The sequence below is a fragment of the Clostridium isatidis genome (assembly GCF_002285495.1).
Lineage (GTDB): Bacteria > Bacillota > Clostridia > Clostridiales > Clostridiaceae > Clostridium > Clostridium isatidis.
Genome location: NZ_CP016786.1, coordinates 1,051,014 through 1,072,598 on the forward strand (window position 1 = coordinate 1,051,014; position 21,585 = coordinate 1,072,598).

Here is a 21,585-nt window from a genome sequence, read left to right on the forward strand (position 1 = left end):
CCTATTTATTATAAAATTATTTATTTAAAACCCACACTTCCAGTTTCCTGGCCTTTTGCTGGTGGTATATAATAAGGCATATGTCCTGGTTTAAGGTTCCAGTCATTATCAAAAAGTGTAAATCTATAATTTCTTATATTATTAAGCTCTTCCTCGTTAAGGTATCCATCCTCAAGGAACTGCTCAATTAGTTCTTTTTGATAACTGGTATAATCATGGGCAAATAACATAACAGTGTTTGGCTCATCTTCAACTAATTGCTGTAATTTTCTAGTTGAATCTAATTGTTTCTCTGTTTCTTCTCCACCTAAAGTAATCTGTCTAACTTCATCAATTGACATATGATTTAGGGTATATGGGGTATCTCCCATAAATAAAATATCATATTCATCTGCCTTTACTAAAACAGAAGTATGTCCAGGAGAATGACCTGGAGTTGGAAGAAGGATAACACTTCCATCATCAAAATAATCTAGGCTCTTAGGAAAGCTTTTATACTCTATAGAATCATAAGTAAATAAGTCCATATTATCTTCTGCTAGTTCGAATGAATAGGGATAAATGGATGTTCCTTTCTCCCAATCCTCTTTACTTATTATTACCTTAGCATTCGGTATGTTTCTTAGTCCACCAGCATGATCATCATGAGTATGAGTCATAAATACCATTTTTATATCTTCTAGCTTATACCCTAGCCTCTCTACCTGAACTTGTAGGTCCTGCTCTATATTAAGCTTGTACTCATCTTTTACTGTTAAAAGTCGAGATACCATATAATTGTGATTATAGAATCCATCATGATCATTAGCCTGTTCCCAGTTAATAGCAGCATCAATCATAAAAAGACCATGCTTTGGATGATCAATAAGATAGGTGTATAGAGGGATTGTAATATTATCTTTATTCACAAGAGTTTTAAAGTATCCAGTAAGTCCTTCCCATCCATCAAGGCCACCGTAAAATTGCCCATAAGTTAAAATTGTGTCCCCTACGTGAAGTGGATAGACCTTAACTTTTCCATCTTTTACAGGTGTTTTTTTAACTGAAGCTTCAATTGCCTGTAAACGCTCTTCTTCAGCCTGCTTTAAGATGCTTGTACGATAATTCTCAACTATTGGCACTGAAATGTACATTAATACAAGAAATATAATAGCCGGTACACCAAATAAACCAAAACGGAAGCTTTTGCTTTTTTTCACAAAAGATTTAGACAGTGATTCTGGGCTCTTAAAAGCTATTACCATTAGTATAATAGTTATAGCTGAAAGAATTCCTAATATTACTGGTATATCCTGAATGTAGAATATAACTGCTGCATAAAAAATAGTGAATAATAAAGTTGAAGGTATCACAAAGAACTTTAGCACTGTTCCTCTGCTTTTCTCACCATTATTAATAAACTTGAAAATTCCTGGCCAAAGAAGTCCAATATTTGCTGCAAGTGATAAGATAACATATATGATCAGCAATATAGTGTTTATTCCCTTCATATAGAATACAACACTCATAATAGCTAATAGCCATAAACTTATTATTAAAAGTAGTCCTTTTCCAAGGTTCTTAAGTGTTTTTAATAATATTGTCAAAGTTGACATCTCCTTTATTTCAAATTAAACCATTGATTCATTGTTTCATCATTAATTATCCTAAGAGTAGATTCAGGAATCCCCAATACCTTCTCTATTGAATCAGTATAGGCTGCAAGTATATTTTTCATTTGGTCAATGCAGTCTTTATCCTGTGCATCATTTATAATCATCAAGGATAACCTATCCCATAAACTTTGTATCAAAGAAAGGGTAACTTCTCCTGCCTGCTCTGGAAAAGAAGGCTTAAAAGTTCCTTCTTGAATTCCTTGAAAAATAATCGAGGATAAAAGGGGAGAAATACGTTCAATTGAATGATTTAGCATTTTCTGACGAATAATTGCATTGTCATCGCTATACCACACCCTCATAAGACTGATTAAGTAATCCTTTTGTTTAACCTTCCAATTTCCTGCTGCAGTGAAATATTTCTTCAACTTCTCTATAGCAGGAAGACTTTCATCTTTTACTATGGGAATTATCTGTTCTTCTCCTTGATCCATAAAGCGTTCAACAAGTGCATCTAACATAGCTTGTTTTGATTTAAAATAATGAAAAAAAGTTCCCTTTGAAATTCCCAATTCATTTAATATATCCTGAATTGACATCTTCTCATATCCTTTTGTATAAACAAACTTTTGAGCTGCAGAAAGAATTTCATTACGTTTTGCTTCATATTCATCTTTCTTTAATATCCTTGCCATAGTATCACTCCTTTTAATAAACCGACCGTCGGTATATTAATATCTTAAATAATATTTCCTCTTATGTCAATATTTATTTACTCGTAAGATAAAATCCTTCTAATGACAACTTTTATATGCTGTCATTAGAAGGATTCATTAGATTATTAGATTATTAAATTAGATAACAGCTTGGTAACAGAGCTGAATAACACCTGAAGAGAATTTTCTACTATCAACTAATTTTAGCTCCTGCCTTTCTTTTATGTTAACAAATAAAGGTTTGCCTCCTCCTAAAACTACAGGATGAATTGATAATCTATACTCATCAACAAGTCCTAAGTTTACAAAGGTTGTTATAAGGCTGGCTCCACCGTATAACCAAATATCCTTCCCTGGTTCATTTTTTATTTTATTTACTTCTTCTACAATATTAAAATTAATTACCTTGGCATTATCTATATTAGTTAGACTTTTTGAAAATACAACCTTCTTCTTACTATGAACCTTTTCCCACATTTCTCTATCTGTATCAGAAGCATCATTTTCTAGAGTATATTTCCCCCATAAATCATAAGATTTTCTGCCGTAAAAAATTGTATCAACACTATCTAAGAACTTAACAAAATTCATATCTTCATCCATAATGCACCAATCAATTTCTCCATTTATACCTTCAATAAATCCATCTAAAGAAACTGCTAAATCTAAAACTATTTTTCTTATTTTATTATTAAGCATATTCTTCGCCTCCTTAATAGATCTCGTTCTATATGTCATATTATAAATTGTACATCCAATTTATTTACAAAACTCGGCCTAATTTTATAATAAATATATCCATTTTTGATATAACCTATTATCACTTTGTTTATTATTATTTCATAATGCAATTGTTATTATTATAGGAAAACTGGTCTGAATTATTCAGATCAGTTTTTTAATTAATCAGTTCCTTAAAAACTATTATGAGTTATATCTGTATGATATTACTGTACACCTAGAGCTTAAAAACAGAATTTTATTAAAATTCTATTGCCTTAAGATATTTATTAAATCATAGAAGTAGTATCTTTTATTTCTTATTTTTCCATCAGAATAAATTATTTGAGCATTCTCTAATTTGTTTAAATAATTTCCTAAAGTACTACTTGGTATTGATACCTTTTCTAAGATACTTTTTTTATTAAAGACAGGTTTTTCAAACATAACATTAATAATATCTATAAGTTTATTATTAGAGATTAATTCTCTTGATTTATCTAAAACCTCATTATATAAGTTATCTATAGAATCAATTAATTTAATATTCTTATTAGCTTGTAAAGTTATCGAATTTATAAAAAATTTAATCCAAGTATTCCATTTATCTGCAAGAATCTCTTCAGTTGCTTTTTCAGGATCAACTCTTAAATCATTTAGAAGTTTATAATATTTATACTTATCCTTTTCTAGACTTTCACTAATAAAAAAGTTAGGTGCACTTACCAATTCTTTATCATATAAAAATAATGGAATTAGTATTCTACCTATTCTTCCATTGCCATCTAAAAAAGGATGAATAGTTTCAAACTGTGCGTGTATTATCGCAATTCTAATTAAATTATTTAAATCATCTGTTGGTTCATTAATATATTTTTCTAAATTACTCATATAGTTTGGAACTAATTGAGGTTCTGGTGGAATGTAGGACGCCGTTTGAATAGTACATCCTTCAGGTCCTATAAAATTTTGGATAGTTCTAAACTCTCCTGGATTTCTACTATTGCCTCTAACATCCCCTGCTAATAATATTTTGTGCATTTCTTTAATAAGCCTTGTTGAAATTGGTAATCTTTTTAATAAATCTTCTCCAAGTCTTAAAGCATTTGAATAGTTTATTACTTCTTGTATATCATTATTTTTATTACTTTCATCTACTCCATACTCTAACATATCGTCTAAAGTAACTTGAGTTCCCTCTATTCTTGTAGATTGAATAGCCTCCTGTAATGTAATTGGTGCTAACAAAAGCTTTGGATCTAACTTTGATTTATTTAATAATGTTTCATATATTCCTATAAGCTTATTTGCTTCAAGAAGTTCATTTATAAATTCATTAATATTAATTAAATTATTAATTGGTAATCTTAATGGTTCATATGGTTTTTTCATAATTTACCTCCATAACTTAAAACAAATTTAAAACAAAATTTATTCTTATATTATTAATTATAACATTTAAGACATAATTTAAACAGTTTTTGTTGTAAAAATAAATATTGCAAACTATTTTTATAAATAATTCTGTAACAACTAATTTCTTATCTATATTCATTTGTTGTTTTATCTTAAGCAACCGTTTCATATTCTAAAAACGGATATTGAGCTTCACCTTCAATGAATTTTTTCAATAACCCTGGCGTCCAAGTTATCCTTATCCTATGCTAATCCTATTAACAAATAAAAGTATTACTCATTTACTAAAAGATAAATATAAAAAATTGATAACCCACAAATAATGCTTGTGGGTTATCAACTATCTATATATCTATTTAATTTTGTCTAAGGTATAAACAATGTTACCCTCTTTTCCATCAACACGATCAGTACTATTATCTTTTAATGTTTTTGCAAAGAATGCATTTTCAACCTTAATAGGTATATTTCTTGCAGGGTATTTATCATCTGTACCATTTATAACTAATTTGCAACATTCAATAACATTATCTAATAAATCTTTAGGAGATTTACCTGTTCCATGATTTCTAATAATATAATCATATTGGTTTTCATAATTTTTTAGAGTTATTAGAGTATCTAAATATTCAGAGACACTACTAGCATATTCATCTAATAAGAGCACACTAATCCCACATCCATCACCAAATAGAATAGTCCTCTCTTCTTTTATTAAAATCATAGTCATTCCTTGTGTATGCCCTGGTGTATGAATTGCTTGAATGGTTAAGTTACCTAAATCAAATTCCTGTCCATCAGTAAGTGGCAATAACTCACCATTAAATAATGGGTTATATTCAGATTCTGGAATTTCTGCTGTTTCATTTACTACTTTTGCATATTCTTTTCTAACTTCAAAGGCAGTATGCACTTTAAGTAATTCTTTATCTAAGAGATTCATATATATTTCCTTATCTTCAAAAAGGCTTGCACCACTTGCATGATCTATGTGCCCATGAGTTAATATAACAAAGTAATCTTTATCAGTTAATGTATTAACATATTCTCTGAGATTGCCAAAACCACAGCCTGTATCTAATAAACAAGCTTTTTCATCACCTATAACTAAATATTGATAAACCCCACAAATATCGCGAATTCTTATAATATTCTCTGAGATTTTCTCACTTGTAAAATACTTCATTTCTTCACCTTCTACTATTGTTTTACTAATTTTTTAATTAACCTTTGATTCATCAAGTTTCATAAACATCATTACAGCAAATCCTGATACAAGACATACTAATAATGTAATTACAAGAGCAATATAATTTGATTTTGGTCCACCAATAAATGCAGTTAAAGCATATACTCCATTGGATGTATTTAATGTGTACGCAGATAACTTTGTAAATCCAGCAACTATACCTGAAATAAATCCAGAAATAACACCAGCATATAATGGTGTTTTATATGGAATAGATAGTCCATATAACATAGGCTCACCAACTCCACCAAAGAACCAAGTTAGCACATAACCAAAGGTTAATGACTTCTTTTTCTTTTCTTTAAACTTATAAATACATGCAAGAGCAACACCTGTACTTGCCCAGCTAGCACATAAAATACCTGGTAAAAGCATACTGTCATACCCTAAGGTTGGGAAGGTAATAAATAAGTAAGTAAATAACACCATATGCATTCCTGTAAGAACTAATATTGCAAAAGTAGCACCAATTAACCCAACACCTAATGGACCAACTAAATTGTACACTCCAATTATTCCATTACAAACATAGTCACCTAAAATTGAACCTAAAGGTCCAAGAAGACATAGTGAAAGTGGTAGCATTATTAGAGCTGTCCCAAATGGAACTAAAAAAACTTTTATTACTTCAGGAGTATATTTTTTAAATATTTTCTCAACATGTGACATCACCCAAACTGTTAGAAGCATAGGAATTATAGTTCCTGTATAATTTAATGTTTTAGATGGAATGCCGAAAACCGTAAATAAAGCATTTTCTTGTGCTAATCCTAAAAATGTAGGATGAATCATAATACCACCTAGCATCATGGCAATAGCTGTATTAGAATTTAATTTTTTAGCTGCAGTGTATGCTATAAATATTGGTAAAAAGTAGAATCCAGCATCTCCAGCAAAGGAAAATAAAATATATAAATTGCTTGTTTCAGAAATAATACCTAAAAGACTTGGACCTAACACAGCTACCAGTGTTTTAAAGAATGATGCTGCAATTAAAACTGGAATCAATGGTGTTAAACTACCTGCAAGATAATCAAATATAGCATTAACGTAGTCTTTTCCTGATTTCTTTTTACTTGGTAAATTCTTATCTAAATTTTCATCAATTGATTTTTCCTGAACTATTCCTGAAATTTTACATAGCTCATCATAAACAGTTGAAACATTTGTACCAATTATAACTTGAAGTTGTCCTCCTTTTCTCTTACAACCTAATACTCCATCAATTTTCTTAATTTCATCTTCATTTGCAATATTATCATCTTTTAAATTAAAACGAAGTCTTGTCATACAATGTGTAGCCTGAGAAATATTATCTTTTCCCCCGATTTTCTCAAGAACACTTTCTGCAATTTTTACATCTTTTACTGACATAAAATCTTCCCCTTTATATTATTTTTTCTTAAATTTTGTGATATTGTTTACAAACTAATTTAAATGGCCATTCATTAGTATAATTCTATTATAATGAGTTTAATTCCAAAAAAGAAGCAATGTACAGATTCCGTATATACAGAATCTGTACATTGCTTAGTATTTATTTCGAATTTCTGAAACAATATTCAGCTATTATTTCAGAAACATTTAACATTACATGGTATTCAACTATTATTTCCTTGCAGCCACTTACAAACAGGGTATTATTAAAATGCTTTTTATAACTTTCTTCAGGCATTTGTTGAGTAATTAGCCATGTTTTATCGCAGCTACCTTGCAGATAAGGAATAATCTCATGTTTTGATTTTAAATAATTATTATGTTGTGATAGCACAATACCTAAGGTATCTTTTTTATTATGAGTTAATGGACTATCTTTTTTAGGCACTGTTATTGTAATTATATTTTTATTTAGACGAGTTAAATGCACACGTAAATATTCACCTACAACTTTAGAAAGACATGAGCCAAATATATATACATAACGATAATTAATAATATCTTTAGCTAATTCATCTACCTTGTCCAAATCTATCACTAATAAGCTATCAAGAACTTTATTATTTACATGATCTATCCAATCTTTAAGTCCTTCTGTTCCTTTGGAATCCTTTAAAAAATCATTTCTATATACTCTCAATTTGTTGTTTAAATTAGTTTCTTCAATACATTTTTTAAAATCTGTAAAATCTAAATATCCAAGTTCCCTACAAAAACGAATTATAGATGTTGTAGATACATGGCATTTTTCTGCTATTTCAGTAATTTTCAAATTTGGTATTTCATTTAGATATGCAATAAAAAACCTTGCAATCTCTTCATTAATACTAGATTTATTACTTCCTTTTAAATAATCATTTAATAACTCAGATGGCGTATCATATACATACATTTTTATCACCTACTATTTAAATTAATATTAATTATATTTAATATTAACATATCTTTACACAAGTTACCAAATGTTAAATTCATTGGTTTAAATACGGAAATTAAAAGCAAAGAAAGCACCAATCAGATAATGATCAGTGCTTATTTCTTAATAATTATTTTTATAATTCATTAATTTCTGCTTCTATTAATTTTCTAAATCTAATAAAACTTTTTGCAAATTTATCTACTTGTTCATTAATATCTATACTATTATCAATAGCTATTTTAGTTTGAAGCCTGTACCAAGATTTATTTCTAACTCCAGCATCTAATTGAATATCTAGTTGTAATTCCTTATTAATTAAATGAATTTTCTCCTCAAATATTTTTCTTAATATCTCTGTTCCTAATTCTTTATCTGATTCTGCACCAAATACCAAAGATCCTAATCTTTTTCTATAGGTAATAGTAAAACCTATTGATTTTCCCTTTACTCTACCACCAGTTTAATTGTTATACTATCAATTTTATGTTGTAAATACCTTATTTAATAATAAAGAGAGGCATTACCTCTCTTTAAACAAATCAGCAAAATTAACTTTTCACTCCGCTTCCTATGGAAATACATATGGAATCATTAATGTCCAAGTTATCCCCGGGCATGCTGCGGGGCACTTTGTGACCCGTTTCTATAAAACTTAAATTTTATTACACTTAATATTAGTCTTATAATTAAAAACCTATAGTTTTCGTTGTAACAAAGCATTCTTCTTGCATTTTTTTATCTAATTTAATTTTCTGATTTAGAGCTTCCTGCTTATCAATTCTGTCTTTCCATAATAAATATAATTTAAATACATTTTCATAACCACTCCCCTGAACGCTACAAATTATTGGCAACAACATTTCCATAGAGTTCACGTATGTCCGTCCAACTGAAGAAAAAGCTACTCTTTCATCTGCTACCCCTGAAATAAAATATAGTGAAAAACCTTCAATTACGTTTAACACATATGTAATATCCCTAAATATTTCTTCAGGACACCTTGATACATCAAGTTTGACTGAAGCTTTAATTCCTTCGCTTGTACTTTTTATTTTTACTTCTCCAATACTTGTGATTTTATTTTCTTTGAAACACTTATCAATATCATCTAACTTAGGTATTATATTTTCAAAATAATATATACATTGTTCTGCTGATAATTTAAACGCCTCTCTTTTAGCATTAACTTCAGAAATTTCTTTAGCAACTGTTATTTCTTTCAATCCCATTATCGTAACTATAAACAATAATGGAGTAATCAAGAAATCTATCATCTCTAATATATTCCTAAAAGTTGTATTAGGAAAGTTTTTAACAACCATAACTATCTCTCCATAGTTGATAATACTATATGTAATAACTAAAAAAAATAAAATCCCAATACAAATATAAATTACCTTCTTTTTCATGCTACTCACCTCTACAACTATTTTATTTTCATTTTGTAAACTTAACATATTATACCATATTTCTCTATTAAAGAATATAATTTTACCTATATTTTATAATTAGTAATGCTATATATTATCTTCTATTCAATAGTATAAATGATGTATAGATTAACTGCTTTACCTTATTTGAAGTGCTCCACTTAATCTAAGACTCCTTTTGTTAATCGCAACAAGCTCTTTTTCCATATACCTTATAGTTTGCTTGGCCATCTCCCTTCCTGAAATCTCGATACTATTATTTATAATAGTTACTCTCTTAGTTAGTACACTTCCAACATTTTAGTTAAGATAGTATTGGTAATAAGTGCATTTTAGCCTTCATTATTTAAAGTATAACTTTCTAGAAATAAAATCTTTGACAATGCTCTTGCACTATGAAAACTTATTTGATTATTACTCCACTTAAATTTCATCATATATAAAAAAACAGCCTTATCTATATTGCTATTTAAATACTCATGGATTTCTTCATAAATAGTATCATCTGCCATAAATCCTTCTACAATGTCATAATCATGTGTTCTACCATTTCTACAATGCACCACAAAATCAAGTCATCACTCATTGTATTCTTCAAATTTTATTATTCTTAAATCAGATGTATCTTGCAGATAATAAATATTCAAAACTGGTTTTTTAAATTTTTTAGTCCATTTCTTAGCTTGTTCTTTATTTCTCGTACAGTAAAAACCATAACCAAAATCTTTAATAAATTTTCCTTTTATGATCGAAGGTTCGTCGATAGCTTTATAACTTGCATGATAAACAATAGTTATATTATTTTTATTTTCCATTTTAAAGTATATAGCTTATAAACTAGATACTTTTAATGTTTAACTAATTAACTTTTACATTAAAATATTTGCATGCTTCAACACTTGTAAATGCAATATATACTTCTAAATGTTATAAAAATTCATTACCAAAATTCTACTTCCAAATCCATCTTTATTCCCTAATTGATATTTAAATATATCCGGATTTTCACCTTTTAGTATCCATTTTCTTCTTTCTTGATTAATTTCATTTTGCAGTAAATCTAACATTTGCTTACCAATATCATTCATTTCTTTTCTGAAAAACGGTATCCATACTGAACATTTACCTTTAAACTGTTCAGTACATTCATAATAATATATTGCTCTAGCAATGGCTTCAAATGAATAAGACAACCTATAGGTATTAACTTCCGCTATAGCTACTGGATAATTATAATTTTTTATCTTAATATTACCTTCTCTAATGATCTTAAATAGATTGGGATTTCTTCTAACACTTCTTGATAGCTTTGTTCTGGTATGAATATATGCTATATCATTATTACCAACAACCGCAGCCATACATGCCATTAAATATTCATCATTATTAGATTTAGATAAATTATGTTCATCACATGATGGAACTGTAATTAAATTTTTTCGAAAATTTATATCTATAACTACTTTTATATCCTTATCTTCTGGAAATAAGCATTTTGGAGGGACATGTTCCCTAGATGTTGCATCTTTACCACACCAATAACAACTCTCATTTTTCTTACTCACTTTCTAACCCCCTTGATTTATAACAAGTATAGTTTAATATAACTTTCCTGTGTTTTAGGTAAAATTAATTTAGGTAAATTTTATTATAAAAAAGAGATTAAAATTTAATCTCTTTCTTATAATATCGATATTTTATTAATCCCATGAATCTTTGTCTTTGTAAGTATATATTCCATTATCTTTATCTTTAACTTGATTAACACCAAAATCCTTAATAGCTTTTGCTATAGCATTCATTTTAAATGGAATAAAAAGTATTTTACACTCTTTATCATTTACTATATTCTGTAATATTTTAGGCAATTTATTCTTCATTTCCGAAGTAACATTTTTTACTATTGATTTATCAGTATATGCTACAATAACAGGGAGTTCATCATGTAAAATTGCTCTTTTAATCTCATGATCTACTATATCACTAGAATTAATTGTATTTTCAGTTACAATTAACAATAATAATTTAGACGTCGCCATTCTTTCATTTAATCTATCTAATAATGTTTTTTTCGTACTACTATCTAAAACCTTATAAGTTTTTTGATGGCTATCTACAAATCTAAAATTATTATTAGGATTCTCACTCCAAGCTTTTAATAGATTAAAATACTTTATATCTGAATCTGTAGGATCTGTTGTTCCACATCCATTAAAAGCAACATAGACTCCATTTCTATATGCCATTACATCAACTCCTTTAATTTATAAAAATTTATTTTATCCTTACTGGTAGAATGTATTATTATAGTTATTTTTGATGGATGTTTAATCTTTATTCTACTTATTTTAAAAGTCCATATTAACAACTCTAATAATTCTTGTTCTAATATATCTATTTTATCTTCAATTCTAGTTTGTCCACTTCCAAGCAATGGCATTGAAACAGATTTACCAGCATACACTCTATCAATCTCACTCCAAAAATTCAGTAAAGTGTATACATAATCTTTTAGCAAAACCTTTGCTTTATTTTCATCATCAAATTTAGTTAAAGCTGTAAATAAATATTCATTTTTATATTTGCAAATCGTACCTAATGGATATTTTTTCTTCTTACCAACAACTCTATCATTGTTTACGGAATACTCATTCCCTTTTTTACTACTTAAATATTTATCAAGTTCCTTGTCAAAATCCTCTATAGATTCTTTTAGTTTACTTGTTATGAATATTCCATTTAGACTACTATTCGCAATTATATCATCATCAACTTGTGTATCGAAATATTCGTTAAAAGAAATAACTTTTAACTCTTTCTCTTCAAATATATCACCAATTTTCACTTGTATTGTTGAACCATTTATCTTTAACTTAATTGATTCCATTTTATTTGCTCTAATCCAAAGAACTAAATAGATAATCACTAAAATACTTGATACAATAGCAAAATTTATTACTTTATTTTTATATTCATCAGGAATCTCAAAGAAAATTGTTACATAAGAATATAATCCGCCAATAATACCGACTATAGCTAAAAAATCTCTTATTAAAGCTTTATCAGATAAACTTACTTTTTGCTTTTCAAACAAACTTTTATACCCCCTTTCCATATAAATAATAACACAAAAGTATTATTATGTATATTTAGGATGAAAATTCTACTTTACTGTTATTTATTACTATGAAAATAAAATAATACTTTTATATATAGATAGCTTCTGGGATAAAAGTTTAAATTTATTCAATCAAAAGGGCTCAAAAATACATTTCTATACTTCTAGCCTTTACTATAATAGATAAGTACTAAAAAATAAAATAAACTCTTTCTTATTTTTAGGTACTTTATAAAATATAAAAGATTAGCTTACTGACATTGATCCCTGGGATACTGAGGGTCACTTTGTGATCCACTGCTAATGCTGCTGCATGGCTTTTTGTTATATTTCCTCATAACTTTTCATATAATTTCTATTCCCTATTTTTACAAAAGTAACATTGGCTTTGAAAATTCTTTTGTATTTTGAAGATGCTTTTTTGTACATTTTATATGCTTCAATTTCAGAAGCATAAGTTCCCAAATAAGATTCACCTAAAGTTCCAAACCCATCAATAACAACATATTGATTATATCTAACCTCTGTTGGTAATGTGTCAAAGAAACTTTCATCTAATAACAATATAATTCCTCACTCTTTTAGTTATTTATTCATTATAGTATAGTCTTCTTCTATTTTCCCATATTATTAAAGCTATGCTACCAATTAAGTAACATAAAATATCTTTTACATCAAATGAAGTCCCCATAATTGTTGAAGCCACTTTATTACTTTCTAAGTTTAAAAGCTCTATAATTTTAAAATACTGCATAACTTCTACAAATACCATATTTCTTTATTTATTCTCATATCATTTCCTCTCCTTCAAATGTCCAAGTTATCTCCGGAGATACTTAGGATTACTTTGCGATTCCATTATAATAACTTATATAATTTCAGTTTCTCTTTCTAAATTCCATAGTAATTATTTCTATATAATTGTAGGATAAGCCTTCGCTTATCCTTATTGACTATTAACTATATCTAATTATTTTAATATGCCCATATTATTTTACTTTCATTAGGGCACTCAACTCTGTTTATTCGTAACACTTCCCTCTTATTATCCTCTGATAAATACGATACCTTTAATTTCTGAGCACTTTCTTCATGTAGTAGCTCATAGTCATATCCTATTCTTGTAAATCCTAGTGGTAATCCTTTATTCAAGTTTACACTAATCTCTACACTATATTTAGGCTTATGCTCTAACCAGGTTTTTCCTGGCTCTCGATAATATACCCTTATTATATCTAAGCCATTTACTTCTTCAAAACTATTATAAAATTTGCGTATTAATTTTTCTGAATCTTCAATTATACTAATAATGTACTGCTTATTCAGGATTGCTTTTGAGTTGTTAAAACATGTAACATTCCTACAATTAACATCTTTCGACACTTCACTTTTCCATTCTTCAATAAACGCTTCACCTAAACCTATTATGTTATTAATCTCTAAATCAATATTATAATCTTTAAACTCCATTGCTAATGCAATTATGAAATCCTCCATAGGAAATGAATTTAAACTTGTATCAAATGTCAAATAATAGTACCTTCTGATAGTTCTATGTCGTGATAACTCTATACACGCTTCTTTCGTTATACATTCTGAATATTCACCCACTCTGGAAAATGATTTCTCCCATTTTTCATAATTGTTATTCTGAAAATAAACTTTATTTATTTTTCTTTCAATAGAGTCTATTCCTTGATTAATAATTTTTTTTAATATTATTTCTTTTATCATATTATTCCCTCTTTTATAAGCCTATATTTATTTTCGTTCTCCATAGATATGTTTCGTTTCAAATAATTCTAATCTATGTTTATAAAGAAGTTCTTATAACCCTCTCTAGTTAAAAAACATAAATTGATACTAGTAATGTTAATATTGATTGTATCCGCTCTTATCTGTTATCTTAGTAATTTTAATTATTTCGGTTTACCAGTTGTTTTATTTATTAATATCCGGTCACTTAGTAAATTTCAATATCTAAAGCATGAATAAACAAATTGAAACAAAAGATATTGAAATTATTCATCTCCATTTAAAGTAATACCCTTACCCATCTTTTCATGTTCAGGCTCTCAGTCTCTTAAGTCATATTTAGCTTTAAAGACTAGTAATACTAGATTTCAAACATAAAGATTATTGATGCAAATCTGAATAATCTGCTTTCAGATATATCTTGTAGTCACTTAATTTTATATTATATTTATTTAATATTTTAACTAAAAGATTTCTAATTCCATTAGCACTAAGATTAGTTTCAACATAAATATTAGCACTTTTTATTTCTCTTGCTGCTATCATAGTTGGTAGATTTACTCTTGAAAAATAAATTCTCTTTTTACCATTCATTTTAGGATTATCAACAAAACTCCTAACCATAGATGGATCTTTTTTAGCTAAATAATTTATTGTTTGTAGTAATGCACTCTTCCAATCTTTTATATCTATTCTGTTACCTTCAATCTTAATAGCACATGGTCTTTTATGTGTTAAATCTTCATATAGATTATGTTCTATTTCTGAATCTACCAAGTACTCACTATAATTAGGAATTTCTTTTTCATTATCTTCATTAGAATTATCTTTAATGTCTTCTTCAATGTTTTTCTCATCAATTATTAAGTCTAATTGTGATATATAGTCTTGAATTTTCTGACTAATAGCATTTAACTCTTGACTATTTATGCTTAATTCAGCAACCTTTTTAAAGTCCTTATTTGAAAATGAAGTATTTACCTTCTCTCCTACCTTGTCTATTGCACTATCTATTGAAGTAGCTAATAAATCCATAGCTTCTCTTATATCACTAATAGAACTCGGAACTTCTTTTCCCAAAAACTCAAACGCCTTAAAATCCATAATATACCCCCATATATTATTATTTTTCTTCTAATTTATTTTTTCTCCATTCCCAATTAGGCATATGGACACTCATATACTCCCAAAATTGCTTACTATGATTTGGGTATTTTAAGTGAGCCAGCTCATGAAGTATTACGTATTCAATGCAGTATCTTGGTTTCTTTATTAGCTCTAAGTTAAGGTTAATGTTTCTGCTTTCTACATTACAGCTCCCCCATCTAGTTTGCATGGTTATTACTCTAATGCTTTTAACCTCTTCTTTTACTATAGCTTCGTATTTATGTACTAATTCTGTAAACTTCTTTTTTGCCTTCTCCATATACCATTTCTTCAGTAATTCTTCTTTTCTTTTTAAGTTTTCTTTATCTTTTACGCAAATTTCTATATATCCTCTATATAATCTTACTTTTTCTTCTTTAGATTCTATAACTTTTAATCTGTAATTTTTACCTAGGTATTTAAAGCTCTCTCCACTTACCATTTCTTTTGTCTGTGGTTTTTCATAGTTTTCATTGAAATGGTTCATTTGTGCTTTTATCCACTCTTCTTTATTTTTAATAACTTTCTCTATATATTCATCTGTAGCAGCTTCTGGCACTGTTAAATGTACTGTTCCATCTCTTTTGACTTTTAGTGTAACGTTCTTTACTTTCTTTTTATGAACTTGTATATTTATTTTCATATATTCTTCTCCTATATAACCTATAGAATATGCTAAAGCTTACATATATAAATTGTAAGCTTTAACAATTAATTTATCTTCCGTATTTTCTAATAGATATTTTCATTATCTCTTCTCTAACTGTATCTGTATCTATAGTTATTCCATATTGATCTTCTAAATCCCAAAGCTCCATATCTAAATCTTGTTCAATTTCATTTCTTACTACAGTATTTGTAGTCCAATCTGGTTTTAATGAATACTCTTTAATTATGTTATCGAATTTTAAGGATGTATCTGCAATAATATATTCTGCTTTTTCTTCTGAAATCTTTTCTTCCATAGATGAAGTTAAATAGCTTTTAATATTATCGTATATTACTTGGGCACTCTTATTACTTGTAATATTTTCCGGATATACATCATCCTTTGCACCTGTTCGTACATCATTCATAACATCATGCATACTGCTTAGATATTCTTCTTCTGAAATTCTTTTATTTCTGTACTCTTCGAGAACTCTATTTATTCTATCCTTAAGCTTTTCATAATAAGCAGGGTTTTCATCATATTTCATAGTAATTACTTTATCTAAAGCATTTCTAATTGTATCTGCTTTTGCTCTTTTACCTTCAACTCTTTTGATTTCTTCATCAAAGTTTTTATCATCAAATATATTAACTAATTTAGTAAGTTTATTTACTTCATTGGCACTGATATATGTGTCTAGAAGCTTTTGCATTTGCTCTTCATATTCACCAAAATCAACTTCCTCTTGATATCTTAGTCTTACACTTTTTCTAAGATTAATAAAGAATTTAAGTTCCTTCTTATATTTTTCTAACTCTTCTTTTGATAATAAATCTAATATCCCTTCTGATGCTAAGCAAATATTTAAACTTTTAGCATAATTTTTTAACCTTTCATAGAAATCTAACCTTTTACTTTCATCAGCTAGGAAGACTTCATATTCTTCTTTATCCGTTTTATTTTTTATATGATTAAATAGGTCTTTTAAGTATGAATAATTAGATTTTAACTCATTAAGGTGTTTCTTTATATCTATAACTGCTCCTTTTATATCATCTTCATCAAAGCCTTCTAAAGAGCTATATGAAGTTAGTGCTTTATCTAAATTTCCTAATAGTCCTCTATAGTCTATAATATATCCGTAATCTTTTCCTTCATATAATCTATTAACTCTTGCTATAGCTTGTAATAATTTATGTTCTTTTAATTCTTTATCTACATATAAGCCAATAGCAGCAGGTGCATCAAAGCCAGTTAATAATTTATCTACCACAATAAGTATTTCAACATCTTCACCATCACAGAATTCACTCTTTATTTTAGTTTCATAGGAATCTAGATCTCCATAATCTCTAATTATTTTTTCAAGTTCTCTTTGAACTAAAAGCTTATTTTCATCATGAATATCATCATTTCCTTCTCTATTATCTGCTGATGATATTACAAAAGCTGTTTTCACATCTCCATATTCTTCAAATATTTGATGATATCTTATAGCTTCAAACTTAGAAGAGGTTGCAAGCATTGCCTTAAAGCCTGTACCCTGCCATGTATTTTTATAATGCTCATTTATATCTAAAGCAATCATTTCTAATCTTCTTTCACTTGAAGCTACCTTTTGAAATCTTCCCCACTTTTGCTTTAAATCTTCCTTTTGCTCATCATTAAGATTTCTAGATATCATTTCAAATTTTCTTTCTAATCCGGATTCATCATTAATCCATTGATCAACTAATCTGCCTTCGTATAATAAAGGTAAAACTGCGTTATCCTCCACTGCTTGATTAATTGTATATCTGTGAATTTCCTTACCAAATTGACTATAAGTATTTTTTTCTTTCTTCATTAGTGGTGTTCCTGTAAAGCCAATATAACATCCACTAGGGAATACTTTTTTCATCTTTGCATGAAGTTGTCCGTTTTGTGTTCTATGAGATTCATCTACAAGAACAAATATATTAGGGTCATCTATTTTTGATCCAATATTAAATACCTTGTCAAATTTATTAATAATAGTAGTAACTATCTTACTTGCCTTACTTGTAAGCTGGCTATTTAAATGATTTCCACTGGAAGCTTGCACAATATCATCTGCAAAACCACTATGAGCAAAGGTGTTTTTAATTTGTGAATCAAGTTCTTTTCTATCTGTAACTATAATTATCTTTGCATTAGTAATTCTTCTTCTTAAAGCTCTTGCAAGCATAACCATAGTTAATGATTTACCACTACCTTGTGTATGCCAAATAAGTCCACCATTTCTTTTACCTGAATTATCAAAGGTATTTATTCTATCTAAGGTTTTCTTAATTCCAAAATACTGTTGATATCTAGCGATCTTTTTTACATTTTTATCAAATAAAGTGTACTCTCTTATTATTTCAAGTACTCTGTCTAAATTTAATAAAGATAATATAGTTTTATCTAGCTCAGTAGCTAATCTACCTTTAACATAGTTTTCAATTTTTAAATTCTCTTCTTCTTTCCATACAGCCCAAAATTTTTCTGGGGTTCCTGTAGTAGCATATTTAGCTTCTCTAGTATTACCGGCTATTACAAGTTGTACATACTTAAAAAGATGAGGTATATTATTTTTCTTTTGATTCCCAATCATTTGTGAAATACCTTGCTTTAAAGATACATTACTAGCCTTTAATTCGATTACGCAAAAAGGAATACCATTAATAAATAAAACTATATCTGGTCTTTTAGTTTTTTCTTTTCCAGATTGGTCTTGCTTTTCAACTGTAAATTCTTCAGTAAAATGGAATACATTATTTTTAGGTTTATCCCAATCTATATATTGCAGCGAAAACCCCTTCTTAGTTCCATCTTCTAAAAATTCATCAAAGCTTTTTTTCATTGTTATTTCATCATAAATTTTTTCATTAACCTTAATTAGACCTTCAGTTAAAGGCATATCTAATGCATCAATAGCCTTTTCAATATTACTCATGGAAAACTTTCTTATTGTGCCTTTATACTCAAAGCTATTAATCTCCATTAACTTAGCTTTTGCTATATCTCTTAATACTACTTCCTTAAGTCTATTACCACGAATAGCTTCACACTTTTCTTGTGATATATATTTATACCCCATATTCTTAAGTAGTTCTATAATATTATTTTGATCATATTCCTCTAAATATGGATTATCCATTTCTCTTCCCCCTAAATTATTACATTATAATTCAATTATACAAAAGATTTGTTATTTTATACAGAGAATGATTTCAAACTATTCTTATTTATTCAAAATAAATGGTAAAATATTATTAAATCATTTTAGTTACGGAGGTATTCTATGTCTACAATAACAATGTTACAAAGTCAGATTTCAAGACTTAAAAAGGAAATTGCTACAGAAAGAAAAAAGCTTGCAGATGAAAAAAGAAAAGAATCAAATGCGTTAATAAAGAAAACTAAAGCTGAATCACTAATAAGTAGAGCTACTTCTCAATCTACTATTTCAAGTAAAACTAGGGAAATTCAGCGTGCAAATGATGATATTATTAAGAGTCAAAAAAATCAAGCTACAATAAATAAAAAAATTGCTACAAAAGAAACTGACGTAATAAGAAAGGAGACGCAATTATTAAAAGAAGAGGAACGCGAAGCCAAGAAAAGGCAACAAGCTCAATTAATAAGAGAAAAGGAAATAGAGAAAAAACATCTTGATATGTTAAGGAATATTCAAGGTGAAACTAGTGCGTCACTTCTAAATAATGTGACTACATCAATAGAAATTAGTAATGAATATGATGTTTTTATTTCACATGCCTGGGAAGATAAAGAAGATTTTGTTAGACCACTTGCCGAAGCATTAATGAATGAAGGTATAAAAGTATGGTATGACGAAACATCAATCAAATGGGGTGCTAGCATAAGGCAAAGCATTGATAATGGCTTAGCTCATTCACGTTTTGGAATAGTTGTTATTTCAAGCATATTCCTAGAAAAATATTGGACAAACTATGAAGTTGATGGACTTTTCCAAAAAGAAGCTTTAAATGGAAACTCTGTTCTATTACCTATATGGCATAAAGTCACTAAAAATGAAGTATTAAACAAAAGTTCAACTTTAGCTGGTAGAAATGCATTAAATACAGCTATGCTTTCTATAGATGAAATTGTTGAAGAAGTTAAACAAATTCTTAATATATAAATATTTATAAATAATAAGGCTTAAGAAAATATATAATATTCTCTTAAGCCTTATTAATAGTTTACTCTGATATTCTAACTCTTACTTCTCCAGTTAGCAACCTTTGCATTAAGCCCTTCTTTTGGAGCTTTAGTGCTTCTAATTCTTTTTGTAATAGTTCTATTTCTTTATCTGCTTGTATTAAAACTTCTGCAATTTTATCTTGTTCTTCTAATGATGGCTTTGCAATTTTAATATCCTTAAAAAACTCCGTTACACTAATATTCAATAATCCATGATTTCTCGCACCTTCCTGAGCTATTTTAAAAATTTCCTTATTTAAAAATCCACTTTCAAAATATTGTTCATAAAAACATGTGCTTATCTTTTCTTTTGCTCTAAAGCATATATATAATGGAGACACTACCCCTTCATCATAATTGTTAAGTCTTTTTATTGCTCCTAAAGGATACCCTTTAGAGTAACTTTTATTATATGCAAAATCTCTTTTATTTAACAAATAATACCCTGATAAATCCTTAGAAGAAACTGACTTATTAAAGTAGTCTTCTTGATTTACTAGACCGTTTTGTGCTGAAATTGTTAAGACATTAGTACAGTTTATATTATTCTTCTGTGTTATTCTCTCGAAAATAGTTCCTAGGCTAACAAATTTCCAGTCATCATTAAATTCTTTAAATCTAACTTCTCCACTTAAAAGTCTTTGCATTAATCCCTTTTTAAACTCTTTTTTCTTTTCTATAAGTTGCTCTTGTTTTTCTATTGCTAAATCCCAAGTTGAAAGGATTTCTGCTATTTTTTCTTGTTCTTTATTAGTAGGAACTAATATAGTAAAACTTTTTATATCACTTCCACTAATTGCTTCAAAAGTTGAGCCTTGAGATAACCTACTCCATGAATTTTCGTGATGTACTAATACTTGGTATAAAAATTCACTATTAATCTTAGGCTCTATTGCACAAACACCTCTGCCAATACATGCGTTATGTACTGACTTGGATATTGCACCAGCAGGAGCTCTTACAGTCATAATAATATCACCAACTTTACATTCCTTTGTAATTTCTCTTGTGTAGATTCTTGGAAATGTTTTTCTATTTCTACAATCTGCATTTCCTTGTATTAATGGTAGTCCTATTTTCTCTTCATTATAAGAAGCTGATGACGGTGATGCTCCCATAGTTAGGATTGATACTTCATCTATTCTTTTTTGTTGCCATCCATTCGGTACAGTGTTGTTATTATTTTTAAATTTTCCCATAATGCC

Annotated in this window: 20 protein-coding genes and 1 pseudogene; 1 reads left to right on the plus strand and 20 read right to left on the minus strand. The window is 28.1% G+C overall.

From position 1 onward, the window contains the following. Window positions 1-20: 20 nt before the first annotated feature. From BEN51_RS04980 to BEN51_RS05075, 19 genes and pseudogenes are all read right to left on the minus strand, one after another. Window positions 21-1,586, minus strand: coding sequence for an N-acyl homoserine lactonase family protein (locus BEN51_RS04980; RefSeq protein WP_164704088.1), 1,566 nt, complete (start codon window positions 1,584-1,586; stop codon window positions 21-23). 14 nt (window positions 1,587-1,600) lie between these two features. Continuing rightward, window positions 1,601-2,290 carry a TetR/AcrR family transcriptional regulator gene (locus BEN51_RS04985; protein WP_119864977.1) on the minus strand — a complete coding sequence of 230 codons (690 nt, stop codon included), beginning with the start codon at window positions 2,288-2,290 and terminating at the stop codon, window positions 1,601-1,603. A 159-nt stretch (window positions 2,291-2,449) separates the two neighbouring features. Then, window positions 2,450-3,010, minus strand: coding sequence for a dihydrofolate reductase family protein (locus tag BEN51_RS04990; protein WP_119864978.1), 561 nt, complete (start codon window positions 3,008-3,010; stop codon window positions 2,450-2,452). A gap of 291 nt (window positions 3,011-3,301) precedes the next feature. Further along, window positions 3,302-4,423 carry a Fic family protein gene (locus tag BEN51_RS04995; protein WP_119864979.1) on the minus strand — a complete coding sequence of 374 codons (1,122 nt, stop codon included), beginning with the start codon at window positions 4,421-4,423 and terminating at the stop codon, window positions 3,302-3,304. A 376-nt stretch (window positions 4,424-4,799) separates the two neighbouring features. After that, window positions 4,800-5,633: an MBL fold metallo-hydrolase gene (locus BEN51_RS05000; protein ID WP_119864980.1), complete on the minus strand. Its 834-nt coding sequence runs from the start codon at window positions 5,631-5,633 to the stop codon at window positions 4,800-4,802. Window positions 5,634-5,666: 33 nt separating this feature from the next. Next, on the minus strand, window positions 5,667-7,070 hold the full coding sequence (locus BEN51_RS05005) for a PTS transporter subunit EIIC (RefSeq protein ID WP_119864981.1): 1,404 nt from the start codon (window positions 7,068-7,070) through the stop codon (window positions 5,667-5,669). 163 nt (window positions 7,071-7,233) lie between these two features. Next, a complete protein-coding gene (locus tag BEN51_RS05010) occupies window positions 7,234-8,025 on the minus strand; it encodes a MurR/RpiR family transcriptional regulator (RefSeq protein WP_119864982.1) in 792 nt (263 codons plus the stop codon). 160 nt (window positions 8,026-8,185) lie between these two features. After that, complete coding sequence (locus tag BEN51_RS05015) at window positions 8,186-8,446, minus strand: hypothetical protein (RefSeq protein ID WP_119864983.1); 261 nt, start codon at window positions 8,444-8,446, stop codon at window positions 8,186-8,188. A gap of 292 nt (window positions 8,447-8,738) precedes the next feature. After that, window positions 8,739-9,461: a hypothetical protein gene (locus BEN51_RS05020; protein ID WP_119864984.1), complete on the minus strand. Its 723-nt coding sequence runs from the start codon at window positions 9,459-9,461 to the stop codon at window positions 8,739-8,741. Window positions 9,462-9,814: 353 nt separating this feature from the next. Next, window positions 9,815-10,297, minus strand: a pseudogene (locus BEN51_RS13915) (DUF3990 domain-containing protein). Between the two features lie 105 nt (window positions 10,298-10,402). Beyond that, complete coding sequence (locus BEN51_RS05035; protein ID WP_119864987.1) at window positions 10,403-11,047, minus strand: hypothetical protein; 645 nt, start codon at window positions 11,045-11,047, stop codon at window positions 10,403-10,405. A 135-nt stretch (window positions 11,048-11,182) separates the two neighbouring features. Continuing rightward, window positions 11,183-11,728, minus strand: a complete 546-nt coding sequence (locus BEN51_RS05040) for a TIR domain-containing protein (RefSeq protein WP_119864988.1) — start codon at window positions 11,726-11,728, stop codon at window positions 11,183-11,185. Further along, window positions 11,728-12,576, minus strand: a complete 849-nt coding sequence (locus BEN51_RS05045; RefSeq protein ID WP_119864989.1) for a macro domain-containing protein — start codon at window positions 12,574-12,576, stop codon at window positions 11,728-11,730. The genes BEN51_RS05040 and BEN51_RS05045 overlap by 1 nt, the downstream gene beginning before the upstream one ends. Window positions 12,577-12,924: 348 nt before the next feature. Continuing rightward, complete coding sequence (locus tag BEN51_RS05050; RefSeq protein WP_119864990.1) at window positions 12,925-13,164, minus strand: hypothetical protein; 240 nt, start codon at window positions 13,162-13,164, stop codon at window positions 12,925-12,927. A gap of 25 nt (window positions 13,165-13,189) precedes the next feature. Continuing rightward, window positions 13,190-13,372 carry a DUF2809 domain-containing protein gene (locus BEN51_RS05055; protein ID WP_119864991.1) on the minus strand — a complete coding sequence of 61 codons (183 nt, stop codon included), beginning with the start codon at window positions 13,370-13,372 and terminating at the stop codon, window positions 13,190-13,192. A gap of 203 nt (window positions 13,373-13,575) precedes the next feature. Further along, window positions 13,576-14,334 carry a hypothetical protein gene (locus BEN51_RS05060; RefSeq protein WP_119864992.1) on the minus strand — a complete coding sequence of 253 codons (759 nt, stop codon included), beginning with the start codon at window positions 14,332-14,334 and terminating at the stop codon, window positions 13,576-13,578. A 402-nt stretch (window positions 14,335-14,736) separates the two neighbouring features. Then, the gene (locus tag BEN51_RS05065; RefSeq protein ID WP_119864993.1) at window positions 14,737-15,459 is read right to left on the minus strand and encodes a hypothetical protein; all 723 of its coding nucleotides are present in this window, start codon (window positions 15,457-15,459) and stop codon (window positions 14,737-14,739) included. A gap of 19 nt (window positions 15,460-15,478) precedes the next feature. Continuing rightward, window positions 15,479-16,144 (minus strand): M48 family metallopeptidase, encoded by a 666-nt coding sequence (locus BEN51_RS05070; RefSeq protein ID WP_119864994.1) that lies wholly within the window; start codon window positions 16,142-16,144, stop codon window positions 15,479-15,481. Window positions 16,145-16,217: 73 nt separating this feature from the next. Beyond that, window positions 16,218-19,313: a type I restriction endonuclease subunit R gene (locus BEN51_RS05075; RefSeq protein ID WP_119864995.1), complete on the minus strand. Its 3,096-nt coding sequence runs from the start codon at window positions 19,311-19,313 to the stop codon at window positions 16,218-16,220. 144 nt (window positions 19,314-19,457) lie between these two features. On the opposite strand from BEN51_RS05075, the gene BEN51_RS05080 reads away from it, so the two are divergent. Beyond that, a complete protein-coding gene (locus tag BEN51_RS05080; protein ID WP_119864996.1) occupies window positions 19,458-20,318 on the plus strand; it encodes a toll/interleukin-1 receptor domain-containing protein in 861 nt (286 codons plus the stop codon). Window positions 20,319-20,379: 61 nt separating this feature from the next. Here BEN51_RS05080 and BEN51_RS05085 read toward each other — a convergent pair whose 3' ends face one another. After that, complete coding sequence (locus BEN51_RS05085; protein WP_119864997.1) at window positions 20,380-21,579, minus strand: restriction endonuclease subunit S; 1,200 nt, start codon at window positions 21,577-21,579, stop codon at window positions 20,380-20,382. Window positions 21,580-21,585: the final 6 nt, after the last annotated feature.

Bases quoted from the DNA above. Each gene is read 5' to 3' on its own strand.
- BEN51_RS04985 (WP_119864977.1), bottom strand. From the start codon at position 2,290: ATGGCAAGGATATTAAAGAAAGATGAATATGAAGCAAAACGTAATGAA.
- BEN51_RS05010 (WP_119864982.1), bottom strand. From the start codon at position 8,025: ATGTATGTATATGATACGCCATCTGAGTTATTAAATGATTATTTAAAA.
- BEN51_RS05000 (WP_119864980.1), bottom strand. From the start codon at position 5,633: ATGAAGTATTTTACAAGTGAGAAAATCTCAGAGAATATTATAAGAATT.
- BEN51_RS05020 (WP_119864984.1), bottom strand. From the start codon at position 9,461: ATGAAAAAGAAGGTAATTTATATTTGTATTGGGATTTTATTTTTTTTA.
- BEN51_RS05085 (WP_119864997.1), bottom strand. From the start codon at position 21,579: ATGGGAAAATTTAAAAATAATAACAACACTGTACCGAATGGATGGCAA.
- BEN51_RS05075 (WP_119864995.1), bottom strand. From the start codon at position 19,313: ATGGATAATCCATATTTAGAGGAATATGATCAAAATAATATTATAGAA.
- BEN51_RS05055 (WP_119864991.1), bottom strand. From the start codon at position 13,372: ATGGTATTTGTAGAAGTTATGCAGTATTTTAAAATTATAGAGCTTTTA.
- BEN51_RS05070 (WP_119864994.1), bottom strand. From the start codon at position 16,144: ATGAAAATAAATATACAAGTTCATAAAAAGAAAGTAAAGAACGTTACA.
- BEN51_RS05005 (WP_119864981.1), bottom strand. From the start codon at position 7,070: ATGTCAGTAAAAGATGTAAAAATTGCAGAAAGTGTTCTTGAGAAAATC.
- BEN51_RS04990 (WP_119864978.1), bottom strand. From the start codon at position 3,010: ATGCTTAATAATAAAATAAGAAAAATAGTTTTAGATTTAGCAGTTTCT.
- BEN51_RS05060 (WP_119864992.1), bottom strand. From the start codon at position 14,334: ATGATAAAAGAAATAATATTAAAAAAAATTATTAATCAAGGAATAGAC.
- BEN51_RS05040 (WP_119864988.1), bottom strand. From the start codon at position 11,728: ATGGCATATAGAAATGGAGTCTATGTTGCTTTTAATGGATGTGGAACA.
- BEN51_RS04995 (WP_119864979.1), bottom strand. From the start codon at position 4,423: ATGAAAAAACCATATGAACCATTAAGATTACCAATTAATAATTTAATT.
- BEN51_RS05065 (WP_119864993.1), bottom strand. From the start codon at position 15,459: ATGGATTTTAAGGCGTTTGAGTTTTTGGGAAAAGAAGTTCCGAGTTCT.
- BEN51_RS05080 (WP_119864996.1), top strand. From the start codon at position 19,458: ATGTCTACAATAACAATGTTACAAAGTCAGATTTCAAGACTTAAAAAG.